General features: G+C 47.6%; 15 protein-coding genes and 1 tRNA gene. All 16 read right to left on the reverse strand.

What is annotated here, in order from left to right:
* Positions 1–81 precede the first annotated feature (81 nt).
* The 16 genes from AC07KQ_RS08955 to AC07KQ_RS09030 all read right to left on the reverse strand — a co-directional run bounded on the left by AC07KQ_RS08955 (position 82) and on the right by AC07KQ_RS09030 (position 18,787).
* Positions 82–534 carry a SprT family protein gene (locus AC07KQ_RS08955; RefSeq protein WP_173959209.1) on the reverse strand — a complete coding sequence of 151 codons (453 nt, stop codon included), beginning with the start codon at positions 532–534 and terminating at the stop codon, positions 82–84.
* 141 nt (positions 535–675) lie between these two features.
* Positions 676–1,428: an ABC transporter ATP-binding protein gene (locus tag AC07KQ_RS08960; protein WP_173959210.1), complete on the reverse strand. Its 753-nt coding sequence runs from the start codon at positions 1,426–1,428 to the stop codon at positions 676–678.
* Positions 1,421–2,320: an ABC transporter permease gene (locus tag AC07KQ_RS08965; RefSeq protein WP_003575502.1), complete on the reverse strand. Its 900-nt coding sequence runs from the start codon at positions 2,318–2,320 to the stop codon at positions 1,421–1,423. The genes AC07KQ_RS08960 and AC07KQ_RS08965 overlap by 8 nt, the downstream gene beginning before the upstream one ends.
* Complete coding sequence (gene trpX, locus AC07KQ_RS08970) at positions 2,317–3,312, reverse strand: tryptophan ABC transporter substrate-binding protein (protein WP_003566076.1); 996 nt, start codon at positions 3,310–3,312, stop codon at positions 2,317–2,319. Before trpX ends, AC07KQ_RS08965 begins: the two co-directional genes overlap by 4 nt.
* Positions 3,313–3,797: 485 nt before the next feature.
* A complete protein-coding gene (locus AC07KQ_RS08975; protein WP_071252836.1) occupies positions 3,798–4,235 on the reverse strand; it encodes a hypothetical protein in 438 nt (145 codons plus the stop codon).
* Between the two features lie 136 nt (positions 4,236–4,371).
* Positions 4,372–7,032: a cation-translocating P-type ATPase gene (locus tag AC07KQ_RS08980; protein WP_173959212.1), complete on the reverse strand. Its 2,661-nt coding sequence runs from the start codon at positions 7,030–7,032 to the stop codon at positions 4,372–4,374.
* Positions 7,033–7,340: 308 nt separating this feature from the next.
* On the reverse strand, positions 7,341–8,498 hold the full coding sequence (locus AC07KQ_RS08985) for a serine hydrolase domain-containing protein (protein ID WP_011674604.1): 1,158 nt from the start codon (positions 8,496–8,498) through the stop codon (positions 7,341–7,343).
* Between the two features lie 265 nt (positions 8,499–8,763).
* Positions 8,764–9,591 (reverse strand): ammonia-dependent NAD(+) synthetase, encoded by an 828-nt coding sequence (nadE, locus tag AC07KQ_RS08990; protein WP_003566083.1) that lies wholly within the window; start codon positions 9,589–9,591, stop codon positions 8,764–8,766.
* A gap of 2 nt (positions 9,592–9,593) precedes the next feature.
* Positions 9,594–10,787: a serine hydrolase domain-containing protein gene (locus tag AC07KQ_RS08995; RefSeq protein ID WP_123018556.1), complete on the reverse strand. Its 1,194-nt coding sequence runs from the start codon at positions 10,785–10,787 to the stop codon at positions 9,594–9,596.
* 3 nt (positions 10,788–10,790) lie between these two features.
* On the reverse strand, positions 10,791–12,254 hold the full coding sequence (locus AC07KQ_RS09000) for a nicotinate phosphoribosyltransferase (RefSeq protein WP_003566087.1): 1,464 nt from the start codon (positions 12,252–12,254) through the stop codon (positions 10,791–10,793).
* Positions 12,255–12,866: 612 nt separating this feature from the next.
* Positions 12,867–13,568, reverse strand: a complete 702-nt coding sequence (locus AC07KQ_RS09005; RefSeq protein ID WP_003566099.1) for a GntR family transcriptional regulator — start codon at positions 13,566–13,568, stop codon at positions 12,867–12,869.
* Between the two features lie 24 nt (positions 13,569–13,592).
* Positions 13,593–14,738 (reverse strand): N-acetylglucosamine-6-phosphate deacetylase, encoded by a 1,146-nt coding sequence (nagA, locus tag AC07KQ_RS09010; protein ID WP_016373103.1) that lies wholly within the window; start codon positions 14,736–14,738, stop codon positions 13,593–13,595.
* A 106-nt stretch (positions 14,739–14,844) separates the two neighbouring features.
* Positions 14,845–15,642, reverse strand: a complete 798-nt coding sequence (gene proC, locus AC07KQ_RS09015; protein ID WP_019894106.1) for a pyrroline-5-carboxylate reductase — start codon at positions 15,640–15,642, stop codon at positions 14,845–14,847.
* Positions 15,643–15,654: 12 nt separating this feature from the next.
* A complete protein-coding gene (locus AC07KQ_RS09020; protein ID WP_173959213.1) occupies positions 15,655–17,631 on the reverse strand; it encodes a S9 family peptidase in 1,977 nt (658 codons plus the stop codon).
* Positions 17,632–17,768: 137 nt separating this feature from the next.
* A tRNA-Tyr gene (locus AC07KQ_RS09025) sits at positions 17,769–17,849 on the reverse strand.
* A gap of 110 nt (positions 17,850–17,959) precedes the next feature.
* Positions 17,960–18,787 carry a metallophosphoesterase gene (locus tag AC07KQ_RS09030; RefSeq protein WP_173959214.1) on the reverse strand — a complete coding sequence of 276 codons (828 nt, stop codon included), beginning with the start codon at positions 18,785–18,787 and terminating at the stop codon, positions 17,960–17,962.
* Between the last annotated feature and the right edge of the window lie 55 nt (positions 18,788–18,842).

The following is an 18,842-nucleotide window of genomic DNA, read 5'->3' on the forward strand; positions in this document are numbered from 1 at the left end:
AAGACGGCTCCCCAAATGGAGAACCGCCTCAAATGATAAATTTATTCTTCAACACCAGTTGACGTAGAGCCCAAAAACCGCTTAACTAGCCAACGTCTTTTGCAGGCGCAATTTACCGCGACAGACACCACACGCGTACCGCCGAACATCAATGTGCCGGCGACGAACGAATTGGCGACCGCAATGGGTGCATACATACACGTACTGATGGCCGTTCACTGGCAACGGTGGCGCAAAACGTGACCCGCCAACTGCAGTCAAGAGCTGCTTAAAGTCGTGATCGCGATGCTGATAGTCGCGATGGTGATCATATAGGTGGTAATGCACCAGCTCATGTTTAATAATGCCATCGGTGACACTCGCAGGATAAACCGCAAATAGCTTGGGGTTGAAGTCTAAGTTCATATCAGCCGGATGAAAGCGGCCACCCGTCGTTTTTAGCCGATTATTAAAAACAGCGTGATGGCGAAAAGGTTGATGGAATGCTTTCAACGAAATCGCCTCAACGCGGGCCTGTAATTCTTGATCTGTCATATCTACCTCCGAGCCAATAGTTTACTCCAAGTCACCCGTAGTTGCATCATGACATTTTGGTTACTCAAACTTGGCTAAAAATATCAAAAACGAGTCCTCTGAGAAATGGCTAAATAGCCATCTCAAGGACTCGTTTTTAGTTTAACTGAAAAAGGCCAAAACATCATCACGGCTCATCGCCGCTTTTTTGGCTTGGTCAAAATCAGCCACAATTTTACCAGCATCTAACACAATCAAGCGATTACCATAACGTAAGGCGTCTTCAACCTGGTGAGTGATCATCAAGCAGGTCAGTTGCTGATCGGAGACGATTTCGTTCGTCAGTTGCATGATCGCCTGACTGGTATGCGGATCAAGCGCCGCCGTATGCTCATCTAACAGCAACAGATCCGGTTTCCGCATAGTTGCCATCAATAGGCTGAGTGCTTGCCGTTGGCCGCCAGAGAGCTGCTCAGTCGGCTTGTCGAGGGCATCAGCAAGGCCATTGCCCGTCTTCGCTGCTAAGGTCTTCAGCGCCGCTTTGCTAGCCGTCATGCCGCGTGATCGCAACGTTAGCCGCTGACCGCGGTGACTAGCTAAGAGCAAGTTTTCGGCAACTGTCATTCGTGGTGCTGTCCCCATTTTAGGATCCTGGAAAACTCTGGCAATATGCCGTGCACGTTGCTCAGGTCGTTTGCCATTCAAAGTTTGATTAGCCAGCGTAATGGTGCCACCGCTGACTGGCATATCGCCTGTAATCGCGTTGAATAATGTCGATTTACCAGCCCCGTTGTTGCCCAAAACCGTTACAAATTCACCTTTAGCAACGGTGAGGTTCACGTCCTGAAGCAAAATTTTCACTTCTGTACCAACGGGAATATTCACCGTAACGTTGGTTAAGGTTAGCTCAGCCATGTGCTTGCACCCCTTTCTGCAACACGCGCCGTAATCTCAAGCGATGATCAATTTGTGGCACCATGATCGCGATAGCCAAAACAACCGCTGAGATCAGTTTTAAGTCGTCGGCATTGAACCCCAGTGCAAGCACAACCAGCAAAACGAAGCGATAAAGAATGCTACCGAGAATCACGGCAACCAAACGCTGTGAGAGTGTTAATTCGCCAAATACAACTTCCCCGATGATAATCGCGGCGAGGCCAATGACAATGATCCCAATGCCCATATTGACATCAGCATAGCCATTGTTTTGAGCAAGCAAACCGCCAGCCAAACCGACCAGACCATTACCCACCATCAGACCAAGCACCATCTGATGATCAGGATCAATACCGAGACTGCGCGCCATACTTGGATTGTCTCCTGCCGCAATAAACGCTTGGCCTAACTGAGTATTTAGAAACAGCATTAGCAAGCCAACCACCACAACAGCAACGATAACGCCGATAACCACACTATTGAAGTATGGCGGTAAATCTTTTAAGAACGCTGTCTGGAAAAGATTGGCTTGATGCAACAGCGATAGATTGGCGCGTCCCATAATCCGCAAGTTGATTGAAAACAACCCGGTCATCACCAAAATACCGGCCAACAAAACTGGAATTTTACCTTTCGTGGTCAACAACCCAGTTGCCAATCCAGCAAGCATCCCCGCACCGGTAGCCAACAGCGTTGCGACAATCGGGGAAATGCCATGAGTAATGGCACTCACGGCTACTGCCGCGCCAAATGGAAAGGTACCTTCAACCGTCATATCCGGGAAATCCAATACCCGAAATGTTAAGAATAAGCCAAGTCCGATTAAACCATATAATAAACCTTGACCAATCGCTGATACGCCGATACTCATTTGATCACCGTTCCTTTCGCCTCTGCCGTTTTGATTAACGAGCTAGGTAAGTCGATGCCTAACAGTTTTGCTTGTTTTTCGTTCAAGATCAGTTTACCGGTGGTTTCAAAATGAATCGGCGTCGTTGCTGGCTTTGTCTTTCCACTCAAGATGTCTGCCAGCATCCGGCCAGTTAAAACGCCGAGATGATGTTGGTCAAGACCAATCGTTGCCAATCCGCCTTGTTCAACCATCGTGTCCACTGTTGGAAAAATTGGCACCTTCCGCGTATTAGCCACCGCAACCAAAGTTTGCATCGCACTGGCAACAGTGTTGTCAGTCGGCACAAAAATCGCATCTACTTGACTAACCATTTGTGTGGCCACCTGATTTAAGTCATTTGTTGAACTGATCGCGTACCGCTTAACTGTGAAGCCTTGCTTTGGCCCAAGTTTTTCGACCATTTTAGCCTGTGTTTGAGCGGAATCATCACTCGACGTTGCAATCACACCGAGAGTTTTGGCATTCGGCATAATTTGCCGGATTAATTTCAGCTGCGCGGCAATCGGTGCCTGATCAGATACCCCCGTGATATTGCCACCTGGCCGTTTAACATTCTTCACTAACTTTGCCGCAACTGGATCGGTAATCGCGCCAAGAATGATCGGTGTTTTCTGATTGACATTGGCAAGTGCTTGAGCCGATGGCGTGGCAATCCCAACTGTTGCCGCCGCATGTTCCTCAGTAAAGCGTTCGGACATGGACTTCAGATTGCTTTGATCATTTTCGGCATTTTGAAAATCGATCTTCACATTCTTCCCTGCAACATAGCCCTTCTCCTTCAAGCCATCAATAATCCCCTTGTGAATCGCATCTAATGCGGGATGTGTGGTCAATTGCAGGATACCCACAGTTGGTGTTGCCTGTGTCTGTGGTGTTGTCGTGCCGGTTTGAAAATAGGCAATCCCTAAGAATGCTGCCATAATGAAGATCAACCCTAGCATTCGTTTCATGTTTCCGCCTCCGTTTTAAATTAATTCATGCTGTGCCCGCTTGGACTTAATCAGTTATGATTCATAACGCGCTCGCCAGCCCAGAAACCTGCACATAAGGACCTCAGACAGAAATGGCCAAAGCCCAGCCATTTCTGTCTGAGGCCACTTATGTTCCGGTTTCTAAACGGGCTGGCTCACGCTTACAAAAATTGCCGCGACAGGTGAGGACTCGTCGCGGCAATAAAAAAGTCCGCATAGTCCCACTTTTGGGGTATCTATGCGGACAAATTGAACAGAGGGCCAACATAGACACAACCTGCGCGTCTGGCAGGTTGCGTCTGCAACCTACCTAAAGTTGGCTTTGCCAAGCAGAAAAGGTAAGCAATGCTGTCATGTCGGTTTCCTCCGTCCTAGTTAATTGATTTGTTGTTAGATTAAAGATACGTGAGTAAAGTTCTCATGTCAAGTATAAGCTTAAACTTTTTTTGACAATTTTGACCAGCTTAAGACAACATGACTGAAATTTTTTGGATTTGCTTGGTGAATTTTTGAATTGCCTCGTCCTGAGCTTTTTCAGCTGCGTTGAAAGCTGCCACATCAACTTGCCGATCCGCGTGCAAACTTGCGGTCATCGCCTTACATGCCTCTGTGAAAGCGGCAAAATCATGTACAAGTGTACGATGGGGCCCCAACAATCTGGCTGGCGCCGCGACTTGCTGCAACTTGACAAGCAACGCTTCATAGTTACTTGTCCCCTCGCTAAACACGGTTTGCGTTTGTTGGTAAGCCTCAAGGTCGTAATCGGCCAACTTGTTCTCATCAATCGCCTTGCGCAGCGGTTCAAACAACGGCGCCATTTTCTCTTGGTTGTCTTGTGTGGCTTCAACGACCGCATTAATGGTCGTCCCGTAGTTTGCTAACTTCATTTGTTGTTTATTCATGTGCTTCATCCTTTTCATCGGCTCATTAGCCGGTAATTAACGCATAAAAGCCTTGACTGTCATGACCGTTACAACACGGACATCACGGTCAAGGCTACTCCTATTGTTTTTTGACTGTAAGCAATCTTGTGGTGTCTTATGCGTGTTGCTTGCGTCGAGCACGTTCGAAAACTTTAACGATTTCAACAATGACGATCATCGCCACACCAGCCCCGAGAACCGTGATCCATTGATGCCAATCAAGCGATGTCACATGGAACAGGCCATTGAAACATGGCACTAAAATCGTGACTGCCAACAACACGAAGGAAGCCAGAATCGCCCAGTTAAAGGCCTTATTCCGGAACGCGCCGACCGTGAACAGACTTTGATGGATACTCTTCACGTTGAAGGCATGGAACAGCTGAATCAAGCCCAGCGTAGCATAGGCCATCGTCAAAGCATCGGCGTGAATCGCAGCTGAGCCGCTGTGCACTGGATAGGTAATGGCAATCCAGTAAACGCCAAGCGTCAGCAGACCTTCGAGAATTCCTTGCCAGATAACCGCGGGGCCAACGCCGCCTGAGAAGAAGTTTGACTTCCGACCGCGCGGCTTTTGCTTCATAATACCTGGTTCAGTTGGTTCAACCCCCAGTGCAATCGCCGGGAACGTATCTGTCACTAAGTTAATCCAGAGAATATGCACCGGTGCCAGCAAATCCCAACCTAGCATGGTCATCATGAATAAGGTCAAGACTTCACCAAGGTTGGCCGACAACAGGTACTGAATCGCCTTTTGAATATTGGAAAAGACTTTTCGGCCTTCTTCCACCGCCACAACAATGGTTGCAAAGTTATCATCAGCCAAAACCATATCAGAAGCACCCTTGGAAACTTCGGTCCCAGTGATGCCCATACCGATCCCAATATCCGCAGCTTTCAAAGCAGGCGCATCGTTCACACCGTCGCCGGTCATTGCCACAACCTTGCCTTTTTTCTGCCAAGCATTGACGATCCGTACCTTGTGCTCTGGCGCAACACGGGCGTATACACTGTACTTTGCCACGTTCTTTGCAAACTCATCATCACTTTGCTGATCTAGCTCAGCGCCGGTGATGACAGCATCATCATCGCCCTGGTCAATGATTCCCAACCGAACGGCAATTGCTTCAGCCGTGTCGCGGTGATCGCCGGTGATCATCATCGGGCGAATACCAGCCGCTTTTGCCTCTGCCACCGCAGCTTCCGCTTCTGGCCGTTCGGGATCAATCATGCCGACCAATCCAGCAAAAATCATGTGATTTTCAACCGTATCGGAATCAACTTTTTCCGGTAAAGTATCGATGACCTTATAAGCCATCCCCAGCACACGCAACGCCTGTGTCGCCATGTCTTTATTGGCTTTCAAAATGGCATCGCGTTCACTGTCTGACAACGGCGCCGTATTTTCGCCAGTTGCTAGGTCAGTCACCCGCTTGAGTAATTCATCAGGCGCACCCTTTGTGGCGACTAGCAACTTGCCATCTGCGCGTCGATGAACTGTCGTCATTAATTTTCGTTCAGAGTCAAACGGTACTTCTGCGATCCGCGGTTCGCCAGTGAGTGCTTTGGCAACATCGTAATTCTGGGTTTTCCCATAAGCAACAAGCGCAGTTTCGGTTGGATCGCCTAGTAACTTACCATCGTCTTGCACCTGTGTGTCGTTGGCAAAGTTCATGATGGTCATTAATGGATTGCCGCCATGAATACCAGCACTTGCATCATTAAGCTGACCGTCGTAATAAACTTTTTCAACCGTCATCTTATTTTGAGTAAGCGTTCCAGTTTTATCACTCGCAATGATATCCGTGCTGCCGAGGGTTTCAACAGCAGGCAATTTACGAACCAGTGCATGGCGCTTGGCCATTTTCTGCGTACCCAATGCCAAAATGATGGTGACAATGGCTGGCAGCCCTTCAGGAATGGCCGCCACAGCTAATGAAACGGCTGTCAGGAACATTTCTGGTAAGCTTGCCGCTTGACGCCAGATACCGACTGCAAACACAATCACCGCAATCACCAAAATCATGACCGTCAGCGTTTTACCGAGACTTTTTAGGTTCTCTTGCAACGGCGTGTTGGTTTCTTCTGCCGAATTAATCATCCCGGCAATGCGGCCAACTTCAGTTTGCATTCCTGTAGCGATCACAACACCGACGCCACGGCCGTATGTGATGTTACTGTTCATGAATGCCATGTTAGTGCGATCGCCAATTCCGACATCATCAGCATCCAACGGCGCCGTCGTCTTATCGACCGGCACACTTTCACCTGTTAACGCACTCTCTTCAATTTTAAGGTTGGCACTCTCAACTAGTCGTAAATCTGCTGGTACGACATCTCCAGCTTCAAGTAACACGATGTCCCCTAAAACCAGTTGGCTGCTAGGAATGGTCAGCACCTGATCACCACGACGAACATGGGCGTTAGGGGTCGACATTTCCTTCAGCGCATCAATCGCTTCCTCAGCTTTACTTTCTTGGAAAACGCCGAAAACCGCATTTAATAAGACAACGGCCAAGATGATCCCGGCATCCGCCCACTCACTGAGTAAAAAGCCGGCAATCAAAGCGGCAACCAACAAGACAATAATCATAAAATCCTTGAACTGATCTAAGAAACGGGCTAACATGCCCTTCTTTTCTGCCTGCGCAAGTTCATTTGGCCCATTCTCATTTAACCGTGTTTGTGCCGCTTCTTTCGTTAACCCGGTTAGACTAGTCTGTTCTTGCTTTAAGACTGCCTCACTGCTTAATGCATATGGCGGTTTGTTTGCCAAAGTAGTGCCTCCTTCGTATTTGGGCCGGTAGCCAAAAAGAGACCTATGGACTACCAGCAGTAGATCCATAAGTCTCACTATTTAAGACAACACCAGACATAGCCTTGTTGGTGACGTTGTCGCAGAATACTCTGCTAGTTACTCCCCTATGTTGGTTAAAGTATATCAGGTGCGGGTCATGCTTCGCAAGGCTTACTTGCGAAGAGCGTGAACAGGCCCGGTTTCTGGGCCTGCAAACGCGTTTAATCAGAGCAGAGCGTGCAAGTCCGGTTAGAAACCAGCATAAGTGGCCTTATTAGGCAGGCCATTCAGCCCAACTCACTAAATAGGTGAACCGCTAAGTCATGCAGATTCAGTGCATGCGAATTGTAGTTGCTGAGCAAAATGACGGCATTTTGGCCATCATGACTTATCGCGGTTGAGGCCATTTGACCGGCGACGACACCGTTGGTTGAGTAAAAGTCAGCATGGTTATAAATACCCGCGTTGTAAACACCATCGTTGCGGTTACGCAATGTTTTTAAAGTTGAAAGTGGTAATACTTTCCCTGTATCAATACCACGCAACAGCCGGTATAAGTCACCGGTGGAAGTATAGACATTGCCCGTGCCTAGTTCTCGATTATACCAAACTGCTGGTTCACCAATCGCAGTTTGATAAGGATTAGCAGCCGGGCCAGTGTAAGTGATAGCTCGCTCAGGATCTGTCAGCATTGCGGGTAAAAAGCCTGTGTGCTTCAGGTTGAGCCGATCGAAAATATTGTTTTTGACTTGCTGCTCATATGAACGACCAGCAACTTTTTCTATCACACCAGCAAGTAACACGTAATTAACTGCTTGATAAGCGTAATTATCCTGCGGCAGATAGGTTAAGTTGGCAATCGACCATTGAATAATATTAGCATCATCCATTACAGTTGGTTGATACTTACGCAAACTAAAGCCGCTGCGCATAGCCACCATCATGCGCAAAGTCACTTGATCGCCGGTTTTGATGCCAGTTAGATATTTGCCAACCGGATCATCCAAGCTGAGCTTGCCAGAAGCGGCCAATTGCGCAAGCGCAACCGCAGTCACGGCTTTTTGAATTGAACCAATCTGAAACAGCGTGGTTGGACCGTTCCGGCGATGCGTCGTCGTATCGGCATCACCAACGCCATTGTTAAACACGACTTTGCCGTGCTTAATGATCAGGGCACTGCCAATAAACTTGTCATTGGTCAACTCTTGCTCAAGTGGTTGGCCTTCAGTCGTCGTCGCGGCACGATCCAAGGTCATGGCCAATATTTCTTCTTTTGATTTACCCCGATCCTGACGTACCGCTTTTGTGACTGTCTTTGCGGATTTTGACTTCGTATTCACGGCGGATCGGCTGTTTTGCTGCCAAAGGTACGTTCCCGCACCAATGCTGACTGCACATAAAATCAGCATGACGCCCAACCAAATATAACGATGCTTCCCCGACATCTTAAAACCTACTCCTTTAAATGCATTCACGAGCGCAAAACCTTTATGTGAGGACCTTAAACCTAAATGGCCGCTCCTATACTTCGGTTTCAAACCGGCTCAGTTCACGCTCTTATCTAAACGCGCTCACTGGCCCAGAAAACCGGCCTGCTCACGCTCTTCCAAATTTAACTTTTCTGGACGCAAAAATACCACATTATCCAGCAAAAAGACAGCCCGTCGCATCACTGATTGCTATCGGTGATGCCTTGGCTGTCTTTAAGCGTTATTTCCAAAAATTATCGAAAACCGTGATTGGTAAATGCCGCTTGTGGGCGGTTTTTTGGTACCACTTTTCAATCGTTTCAGCAGCTTGATCACTGACGTCTTTTCCTTCCAAATAATCATCAATGTCTTTGTACTTGACGCCTAACGCAACTTCATCAGGCAGTGCTGGGCGATTGTCTTCAAGATCAGCTGTAGGGGCTTTTTCATACAAGTGTGCCGGTGCGCCTAATACCTTCAAAAGCGCGGCACCTTGTCGTTTGTCCAATCGATACAATGGCGTCAAATCAGCGCCACCATCACCAAATTTGGTGTAAAAGCCAGTCACGGCTTCAGCGGCATGATCCGTGCCAATCACCGCACCGGCATTATTGCCAGCAATCGCATATTGCGCGATCATCCGCATCCGAGCCTTGATGTTGCCTTTGTTGAAATCAGAAATCTTTGACCCATCAGCCTCAACCGCCGCGACCATTGCATCAACACTCGGCTTAATATTCACACGCTTGACAACATCAGCGTGCATAAAGTCGATAGCAGCCATAGCATCGGCTTCATCGGCTTGTTCACCATAAGGCAGACGAACGGCAATAAATTGATAAGCATCGTCGCCGGTTTCTGCTCGCATTTCCTGCATGGCCTTTTCGGTCAAAGCGCCAGCAAGACTCGAATCTTGCCCGCCCGAAATGCCGAGGACATAAGTTTTTAAAAAAGTGTTCTTTTTCAAATAAGCTTTTAAAAAGTCTACACTACGACGAACTTCAGTTTCCGGATCGATTGTTGCTTGAACACCCAATGCTTTGATGATTTCTGCTTGTAATGGACGCATAGTCAAACTCCTTTAATCATATTCAGATACAAATTTTTAATGAGACCTTGGGTTATCTTGTCCGTGTTGGCAAGCAAGACAACCGCATTTTGGCCGCTGGTATCAATCATGGTACCTGCAGATTGCGAAGCCACCACCCCGTGCGTTAAGGTGTAGCTTCCAAAATTATAAACCCCCGCTGTGTACTGACCATTATCCAAATTCCGCAGTGCCTTCAATGAAGCAGTTGAAATGATTTTCCCCTGATTCACCGCCTTGATGATCTGATACAAATCACCCGCACTTGTATAAATATTGCCAGTACCCAGTTCCCGATTATAGTTCACAGAAGGCTCTGTGTACCGTTTTGCGTAAGGATTATTAATGGGACCACTATAACCAAACGCCTGATTCGACTCGTGAAACAACTCTGGCATAAACCCAGAGTGAGTCAATTTCAACTTCTTGAAAATTTCCTGTTGAATCAAATCGGCATACAGTCGGCCAGTCACTTTCTCAATCACACCAGCCAACAAAACATAATTCACTGGTTGGTAATCATAACGAACCGTTCCATAATTTAAGTTGGCAATCGACCAACGGACAATGCCAGCGTCAGAAAGCGAAGCACTCTGCGCACGCGTCAATGATAAGCCGCTACGCATGTTAAGCATCATGCGCAAGGTGACTTGCTTGCCTGTCCTAATGCCGGTCAAGTACTTACTGATCGGGTCAGACAAATGAACTTTGCCTTGTTCAACTAGTCGCATGAGCAACACGGCAGTTAACCCTTTTTGAATCGAACCAATTTGATAAAGTGTCTCCGGACCATTTAAACGTCCAGATTCAGCATCGGCATAGCCAAGTCCTGTGTTCAAAATAATTTTGCCACGTCTGATCATCAACGCAGTACCACTAAAATGATTAGCCTCCAATATTTTCATAAACGGCTTGGCTTCCGCCTGATTAACTGGCTGCATGAGCTTGTCAGTCGCGGATGTCGCTGTTCGCGTTTCATTTTGGAGGCGTTGCTCAACCGCTCGATGTCGGTTCAATTCTGTTTCATACTTACGCCGAGTCCGCTCTTCCTTAGCCTCAATCTGTGGCTTCAAATAAAAATGATCGTAACTCGCATAAGCAGCTATTCCAACTACAAGACCGACTAGTAGGCTAAGGATTAGCCAACGATGCTGCGATCGCCTTTTCGATGCCCTCATAGATTATTCCTCGCGGTCAGCCACCGCTGATTTGACTGCTTTGATTAGATCCATCTTGTTGTCCCAAACCCGTTGCGACAAGTCTACCGGGTAGTCCTGTGGGTTCAGAATGCGTCGATATTCATCCCATAATGCGTTGGTACTCCGAGTGGCATATGCTTGGACTTCTTGTAACGGTGGTGTGTGATAAACTTGCTGGCCTTTGTCATAAATCGTCTGTAGAAGTGGCTTGGCTTCAAAATTTTTAACCGTTTTATTGATGTACGGGAAGTTCGGATGGAACATATAAAGACTTCGTTGTGTATCAATGGTTTCATCTGCCAAGGCAACATAATCGCCTTCAGATTTGCCATCATCTTGACGCGTAATACGCCAAACCTGCTTTTTTCCCGGCGTTGACACTTTCTCAGCATTGTTCGACAATTTGATCGTGTCGCGCATTTTGCCGGCTGCATCTTCAATTGATACCAACTTAAACACGGCGCCCAATGCCGGCTGATCATAGGCGGTAATTAAACGTGTCCCAACACCCCAAATATCGATTTTGGCACCTTGCATCTTCAAGTTCTGAATCGTATTTTCGTCAAGATCGTTTGAGGCGTAAATTTTAGCAGATTCATAACCAGCATCGTCCAATTGTTGCCGAACTCGCTTGGAGATGAAAGCCATGTCACCACTATCGATCCGGACACCAAGAAAGTTGATCTTGCCTTTAAACTCATTCGCAACTTTGATTGCTGCAGGCACACCAGAACGCAAGGTGTCATATGTATCAACGAGGAAAACAACATCCTTATTGCTGCGAGCGTATGCTTTAAAAGCATCGTAATCATTGCCATAGGCCTGAACCAGCGAATGGGCGTGGGTTCCACTGATAGGAATGCCGAATTCCTTACCCGCCAATACATTACTAGTCGCATTGAAGCCACCAATATAAGCGGCCCGTGTGCCCCACAAAGCAGCCGCCGTTTCCTGTGCCCGCCGTGTGCCGAATTCCATCAGGGGGTCCGCACCAGCAACGCTGCGAATACGGGCGGCTTTGGTCGCAACCAACGTTTGATAGTTGATCATATTCAAAACCGCTGTCTCAACCAGCTGTGCTTGCGCCAATGGTCCCTCAATTTGCCAAATCGGCTCGTTGTTGAATACCAAGTCGCCTTCTAAAGCGGACTTAACAGTGCAAGTGAACTTAAGATGCCGTAAATAATCAATAAAAGCATCCGAATAGTCTGTTTGCGACTGCAGATAAGCTAAATCATCTTCAGAAAACTTAAGATGATTCAGGTAGTCCATCACATGTTCCAATCCCGCAAAAACAGCAAACCCCGAACCAAACGGTAAATCCCGAAAAAAGACTTCAAACACGGCATTGCGTTCGCTAATCCCCTGTTCAAAAAAGGTATTCATCATATTTAATTCGTAAAAATCGGTGTGGAGTGTAAGTCCTTCACCCAACTGTGTGGTCATCATGGCTCCCCTTCCGGATAAGTGGCAACAACAAACAAGCGCTCGTATAGGCGCAGTGATGCTTAATTTATAGTTCATCATTATATACCATTCAGAGAAAATGGGACAGAGCGCGAACAGGCGCGGTTAGAAACCGGAGCATAAGTGGCCTCAAGCCTAAAATGGCTGGGCTTTGGCCATTTAGGCTTGAGGTCCTTATGTGCAGGTTTCTGCGCCTGTTCGCGCGTTTCGGAACCAGCACACTGACGGCTGGCCTTTGCCCATTCCTGTCTGAGGTCCTTATGTGCAGGTTTCTGCGCCTGTTCGCGCGTTTTGGAACCAGCACACTGACGGCTGGCCTTTGCCCTTCCTGTCTGAGATCCTTATGTGTAGGCTTCTGCGCCTGTTCGCGCGTTTTGGAACCAGCACACTGACGGCTGGCCTTTGCCCTTCCTGTCTGAGATCCTTATGTGTAGGCTTCTGCGCCTGTTCGCGCATTTCGAAATCAGCATAGCTTAGGCTCAGATTCCTTTTCAAAAAGCATCAAAACCAACGAAAAAAGCCAAAAAACAAGATGCCATCTTGCTCTTTGACCTTTCCAAATGCCTAGCGTTTATAACCAAGCAGCAAACATTACCGTTCTAGATAAAATTCAAATCTTTCGCCAACATACTGCGTTCGAACATATTCAAACGGCGTACCGTCTTGCAAGAATGATACCTGACGCAAACGTAGGATCGCTTCGCCACGTTTGATGTCCAGATACTCTGAGATTCGTTCGCTTGCCAGCATCGCACTGACAGTCTGTTGCGCACCGCCAAGCACATAACCGCCTTTTTTCTCCAAGGTATGGTAAAAACTGGCTGTCATTTCTTTCTTGGTAAAGTTTTTGACGAGGTTGTATGGAACCGCCGCCGTTTCAAAGCTAATCGGAATCTTATCCGCGTAACGAATCCGTTCCATGCGCAAGACTTGTTCTTTAGGCTCAAGTTTAAGTTTTTCAACTTCAGAACTTGTTGGCTGGGCCACGTGGTAGGAGACTGTCTTACTGGATGGCACCTTGCCTTGTGCTTGCATCAGATCCGTAAAGCTTGTGACGCCAGACATTTTCTCTTGGACTTTCTGGTTGGCAACATAGGTGCCGGACCCGACGCGCCGTTCGAGAATGCCTTCATCGACCAATGTTTGAATGGCTTGGCGCAACGTCATCCGTGACACTTTAAACGTGACAGCTAAATCACGCTCAGAAGGAATTCGATCGCCAACGCGCCATTTGCCTGCTTCAATATCTGCCCGAATCGCGTTATGAATTTGAATATAAACTGGTGCATCCATGAATGATCGCCTCCAAATCGTGGTTCAGTCTTCGGTGTCGTGTTTAACGCCATAGCTGTAGGTTGCAACCAAATCGTTATTGCGATCCAAAACGTTGATATCGGCATCTTTCCCGACTTCAAGCGTGCCTTTTGATGTCAGGTTGAATTCCCGTGCTTGGTTAACCGATGACATTTCAACGGCATCAAACAAGGAAGCATCCATGAAACTCATCGCATTCTTAAAGGCATCTTTATACATCAGAACTGAGCCGGCAAGTGTGCCGTCTTTAAGCCGTGCCTGCTTATCTTTGACATAAACTGTTTGACCGCCTAATTCACTCTTACCTTCTGGCATGCCTTTGCTACGCATGGAGTCGGTAACCAATTCGATTCGTTCTGGTCCTTTTTGGTCAAAAGCGAGGCGGAGCATATCAGGCACGATGTGGAAGCCGTCACAGATTAATTCACAATACATGTTGTCTTCAAGCATCGCATGACCGGTAACACCAGGCTCGCGATGGCGCAGGCCACGTTGAGCATTGTAGAGATGCGTCACATGTGTTGCTTTGCTATGCAGCATCTGTTCGCGGGTAGCGTTACTGTGACCAACAGAAGGCACAATGTTGTGCGCCAACAAGTAGTCTTCAAATGCTTGTGACCCTTCGTCTTCTGGCGCATAGGTGATGAGCTTAACCAGACCACCGGATAATTCCTGCCACTGTTTCACTAAATCAACATTAGGATTCTTGATATATTCTTCAGGTTGGGCACCCTTGAAGACCTTACTGATGAATGGGCCTTCAAGATGCACGCCTTGAATAATGTGGTTGCGTTCAGCCGCCTGTTTAACGCCACGCATGGCTTTGTCAATATTATCAGTTGACTGCGTCATGGTCGTTGCAAAAAGGGTCGTCACCCCTTCGTGCGTCATCATTTTCGTTGCCATTTCATCAATCTGATCGGCATCACCGTCCATGGCATCAAAGCCATAACCGCCGTGAGCGTGAACATCAATAAACCCTGGAATCAAGGTTTTCCCTTGAAGGTCAAAAGTCTGTTCACCAGATTGGGCGCGATAATCAAACATGTCGCCAACTGCCAAAATTTTGTCATCGAAACGAACATAGCCGTCATCGATGCGTTCTAATCCAGTATAGATCGTTGCGTGTTTCAATACTGTAACCGTCACAATACCACTCCTAATTGTTTAATGCTTCATTCGACAGATAACATATACCAGTATAACTGGTATAGACCAAGATTACAAGCTATACCTTCGTCGTACAACGTCATACTTATCCTTGACGATCCTTAGCAATGGTTGCGTCCACTCCCTTGATAACGGCAGACATGAGCCCTGCTTGCTCCATCGCCAACAAGCCAGCTACTGTTGTACCACCTGGGCTTGAGACTTGATCAATCAGATCAAATGGCGATTGCTCGCTGGCCAAAACATTTTGGGCACTCCCCATCACTGCTTGAGCAGCAATGGCTGTTGCCTGTTTTTTAGTTAACCCATACTTAACGCCAGCCCGCGATAGGCTATCGATGAATAAGTAAACAAAAGCTGGTGATGACCCTGCCAACGCGACAAATGTCGAAAATTGATCCTCAGGTAACGCCATAGTTTTACCTAAGACGTTCAATAAGTCCAGTAAGCCATCTAATTGACCCGCAACACTATCATTAGCAGCGTAAGCCGTCATCCCCGCGTTGATAGCCACATTCACATTAGGCATAATTCGCAGGACCGGTTGATCTTGACTGCCAAGGGCATCTTCAAGGGTCGCCAGTGAAACACCGGTAAGCATCGAAACAATCGGTACCTGCCGTTGTTTGAGCGTTGGCCCGATTTTCTTTAGAATCGGCACACCAAGTTTGGGGGCAACAGCTAGGAAAACGATATCGGCAGTGTCTGCAACTGCCTGATTGCTCGCGACCGCTTTGGCGCCAATTTTGGCGGCATACGGTTCATAGTGAATCGGTTGCCCGCCATGCAGAACAATTTCCTCAGGCGTGACCGCATTTTTAGCTAACAAACCAGTGATGATCGCCCGTGCCATATTGCCGGCACCAATAAATCCAATTGTCATGGCCTGCCTCCTTTATGCTTGATGACTTTCTTCTGTTGCTGAATGGGTCTTGAACCAATCGACGAGGGCTGCTAATCGCGCTAGTCGCAGATTCGGTAGCCCGCTGCGAGACAGTTCATGCGTGGCATTGGGAAAGCGCATGAACTTAGTATCAACGCCATGCAACTTCAAGCCAATATAAAATTCTTCGCCTTGGCCAATCGGACAGCGTTGATCATTTTCACTGTGCATGACCAACGTCGGGGTTTGGGCAAAGTCGATATGGGCTAGCGGTGAAAAATCCCAAAGGCTTTTCACATCAGATAAATCACCGGTCCATTTTCCTTCGAGTTCCCAAGGTGTGAAGAAGTAGCCGATATCACTTGTACCGTACATACTCAACCAGTTAGCAATGGATCGTTGGGTAACAGCAGCCTTAAATCGGTGAGTATGCGTCACAATCCAGTTCGTCATAAAGCCGCCGTATGATCCGCCAGCCACATACAAACGATCAGGATCAATGGTGGTATCCAACTTCAAGGCTTCATCCACTGATGCCATACAATCCTCATAATCGCCTTGGCCGTAATGTTTAATCACGGCCGCTGTAAAGGCCTCGCCATACCCTAACCCACCGCGCGGATTCGGGCAGATGACGCCGTAGCCTTGAGCAGCCAAGAACTGCATTTCGTGGAAGAAGGTATACCCATAACCAACTGCCGGTCCGCCGTGAACATATAAAATGGCTGGATGAGAAGCTGTCGCCTGCTGTGGCGGGAAATACCAACCTTCAATCTCAAAACCATCGCGCTGGAAGTTAAATGTTTGTGGCGTCACCAACCCCATATCGCGTGTTACCCGACGATTAGGATCATAAATCACGTGTTCTTCTTCAGTCGCCAAATCAAAGTAGCTCAATCGGCTTGGAACCGTCATTGTGCTTTCCGTAAAAACAACCCCGTGATGATCCGGCGTTAAAGCGTAATCAGTTACATGCCGACGTCCGCCAATCAAAGGTGTCAGCTGCTCGTCGGGGCCGCCTGCATACAAGCTCGTTTTCCCGTGGTCAAAACCAATCGTCAGATAATAGTCGGCGGTGGCAAAATCAGCCACTTTTTCAGATAAATCCTGTTGAAAATCGCCATTAACGTGTCCCGGAATATCAAAATCAATATCATCGGCGACATCTTGCAACGTTTTGGTCGCTAAATCATAATGCCACAAGTGACTTTGCGACACATTTGGCAGATGATTGTCCGACCCCACAAGCAGCAATTGCTTGCCATCTGCTGAAAATGCTTCTGGCGATAAGGCCGCTTGCGGTAACTGATCATTAACCATGGTTACCTGTTGATCAGCTAAATTTAACAAATAAGTTGCTTGGCTAAAATCATTTGGGTCATCGGGCAAACGCTCTGCAGTAAATGCCAAGGTCTGTCCGTCTGGAGAAATCGCCCCGACTTCAAATTCATGCTCCCGGCCCATTACCAAACGACTGGTCTTTTGACGCAGGCGTTGGACCCGTAATTCATAAGCGACATGTTCTGGTAATAAGCCGATTCCATTTAACTTATAGGGCACACGTGAGACCGTCACCGGTTGTGGCCACTGCTTATCCGTCTTTTTCGGCTTTGCGCCAACTGTCGTCTGAATAAACAGTGCTTGACTGTCCGCTTGCCAACCAAAGTAGGACACGCCTTCTTTTTCAGCAGAAAATTGCTTGGCAGTACCGCCATTGACCGCCTGTAAGAAAACTTGAGTCGTTTTATCGGATGCTTGACTCAAAAAGGCCAACCACTGCTGATCTGGACTAAGCAGCGGATGCCGATCATGTTTTTGATCAAAGCCATACGCGATAGTGCCGCCACGATGATTGACGAAACAAATGCGCTGATAATAAGTATTATCGGCCTCCGAAATGCGATTTTCCTGAACAAAATAGCCATCATCTGTCGCACTTGGATACGACAATGATACCAATTTAAAAAGATCTGTCGCTTTAATTGCCATACGATCACGCCCTTCCTCATATTGCTTTAAGCGTAGCGGTTGGGCTATACCATGTCAATTAGCTGGACCGCTTGAAATAAAAAAAACGCATGGCCTCCGCCATGCGTTTACGTCTTCTATCGAACTTTAATACTGGATGGAGGAGATAGGATTCGAACCTATGAACCCGAAGGAGCGGATTTACAGTCCGCCGCGTTTAGCCTCTTCGCTACTCCTCCGTGTGATTGCTGCGAATCAACTTAAATAGCATACAAAAATGCGATTCAAAAATCAACAGCATTTGCCTGATTTTTGACCGCATTTTTCGTATCCTTAAAGGTGATAGCGTTCAAGACAACGTTGGCACGGTTAATGTCACAAGCGTCTGCCGCCATTCAGTCCACCAATCTTGACTCTGCCACTCGAATAATCGTTTTAAGCCATATCCAAGCGGCTGATGATAATACGTAGTACCGCTTAAAAGCTTAGGTGCATCGCGAAAATGCTCATGGCCGAACACCACTGCCGACACTCTACCTGTCAGCAAATCGCCGAGTTTGGCCGACCCCATTAGCGCCGTTGCCATCTGCCAAGGCGGACGATCAACTGTATACACCATTGCCTCACGAATCGGCACAAAATGCGTCACATAAATCATCTGGTGCGTCTGATTCGCTTGCAGCGCCGCCTTCGTGGTGGTCAAAACCCGTTGCATTCGCGCAGCATCAGTGACAGGCGCGTCAATGGCACTATCAATCCAAAAGGCGCGTTTCCATTGAGCATATTCCGCATCGGTTTTCATATTGCCCAGCTGTCCTAGCGAATAATCATACCAGCCATTGTTGCCAATAATGACAGCATTGGTGCCAGGCACCGGCAAAATCTTTTCATGCAGATACAGCGGATCAACCGCTGATTGAATTTCATCGTACGTTGCGCCATTCACCATATCGTGATTGCCCGCCAAAAAGCGAATGGTGACTGCAGACCCAACTTCTGCCTGCAGTGCGCGAAAATAAGCCAAAGATTTGGTGAAGTCATTGTAAGTATCACCGGCATTCACATAGATCTGATAATCATGTTCAACCAGATAAGCGGCCTGCTTCTTCAGCATCTCAAAGCCATCGACGCGATTCACATCAAAATGGTTGTCAACACTGAGCGCAATTTTCACCATCAGCGCACCTCCACCAAATTTTGTCAGCAGCATGGACCAAATGACGTTGAAGCTT

The sequence above is a fragment of the Lacticaseibacillus sp. YLM2-1 genome (genome assembly GCF_056583465.1).

Excerpts from the sequence above, each read along its gene's own strand:
- AC07KQ_RS09030 (WP_173959214.1), bottom strand. The coding sequence starts at position 18,787 with ATGGTGAAAATTGCGCTCAGTGTTGACAACCATTTTGATGTGAATCGC.
- AC07KQ_RS08985 (WP_011674604.1), bottom strand. The coding sequence starts at position 8,498 with ATGTCGGGGAAGCATCGTTATATTTGGTTGGGCGTCATGCTGATTTTA.
- trpX (WP_003566076.1), bottom strand. The coding sequence starts at position 3,312 with ATGAAACGAATGCTAGGGTTGATCTTCATTATGGCAGCATTCTTAGGG.
- AC07KQ_RS09005 (WP_003566099.1), bottom strand. The coding sequence starts at position 13,568 with ATGGATGCACCAGTTTATATTCAAATTCATAACGCGATTCGGGCAGAT.
- AC07KQ_RS09000 (WP_003566087.1), bottom strand. The coding sequence starts at position 12,254 with ATGACCACACAGTTGGGTGAAGGACTTACACTCCACACCGATTTTTAC.
- AC07KQ_RS08965 (WP_003575502.1), bottom strand. The coding sequence starts at position 2,320 with ATGAGTATCGGCGTATCAGCGATTGGTCAAGGTTTATTATATGGTTTA.
- nadE (WP_003566083.1), bottom strand. The coding sequence starts at position 9,591 with ATGCGTCCATTACAAGCAGAAATCATCAAAGCATTGGGTGTTCAAGCA.
- AC07KQ_RS08975 (WP_071252836.1), bottom strand. The coding sequence starts at position 4,235 with ATGAATAAACAACAAATGAAGTTAGCAAACTACGGGACGACCATTAAT.
- AC07KQ_RS08960 (WP_173959210.1), bottom strand. The coding sequence starts at position 1,428 with ATGGCTGAGCTAACCTTAACCAACGTTACGGTGAATATTCCCGTTGGT.
- AC07KQ_RS08955 (WP_173959209.1), bottom strand. The coding sequence starts at position 534 with ATGACAGATCAAGAATTACAGGCCCGCGTTGAGGCGATTTCGTTGAAA.
- AC07KQ_RS08995 (WP_123018556.1), bottom strand. The coding sequence starts at position 10,787 with ATGAGGGCATCGAAAAGGCGATCGCAGCATCGTTGGCTAATCCTTAGC.
- AC07KQ_RS09020 (WP_173959213.1), bottom strand. The coding sequence starts at position 17,631 with ATGGCAATTAAAGCGACAGATCTTTTTAAATTGGTATCATTGTCGTAT.
- proC (WP_019894106.1), bottom strand. The coding sequence starts at position 15,642 with ATGACAATTGGATTTATTGGTGCCGGCAATATGGCACGGGCGATCATC.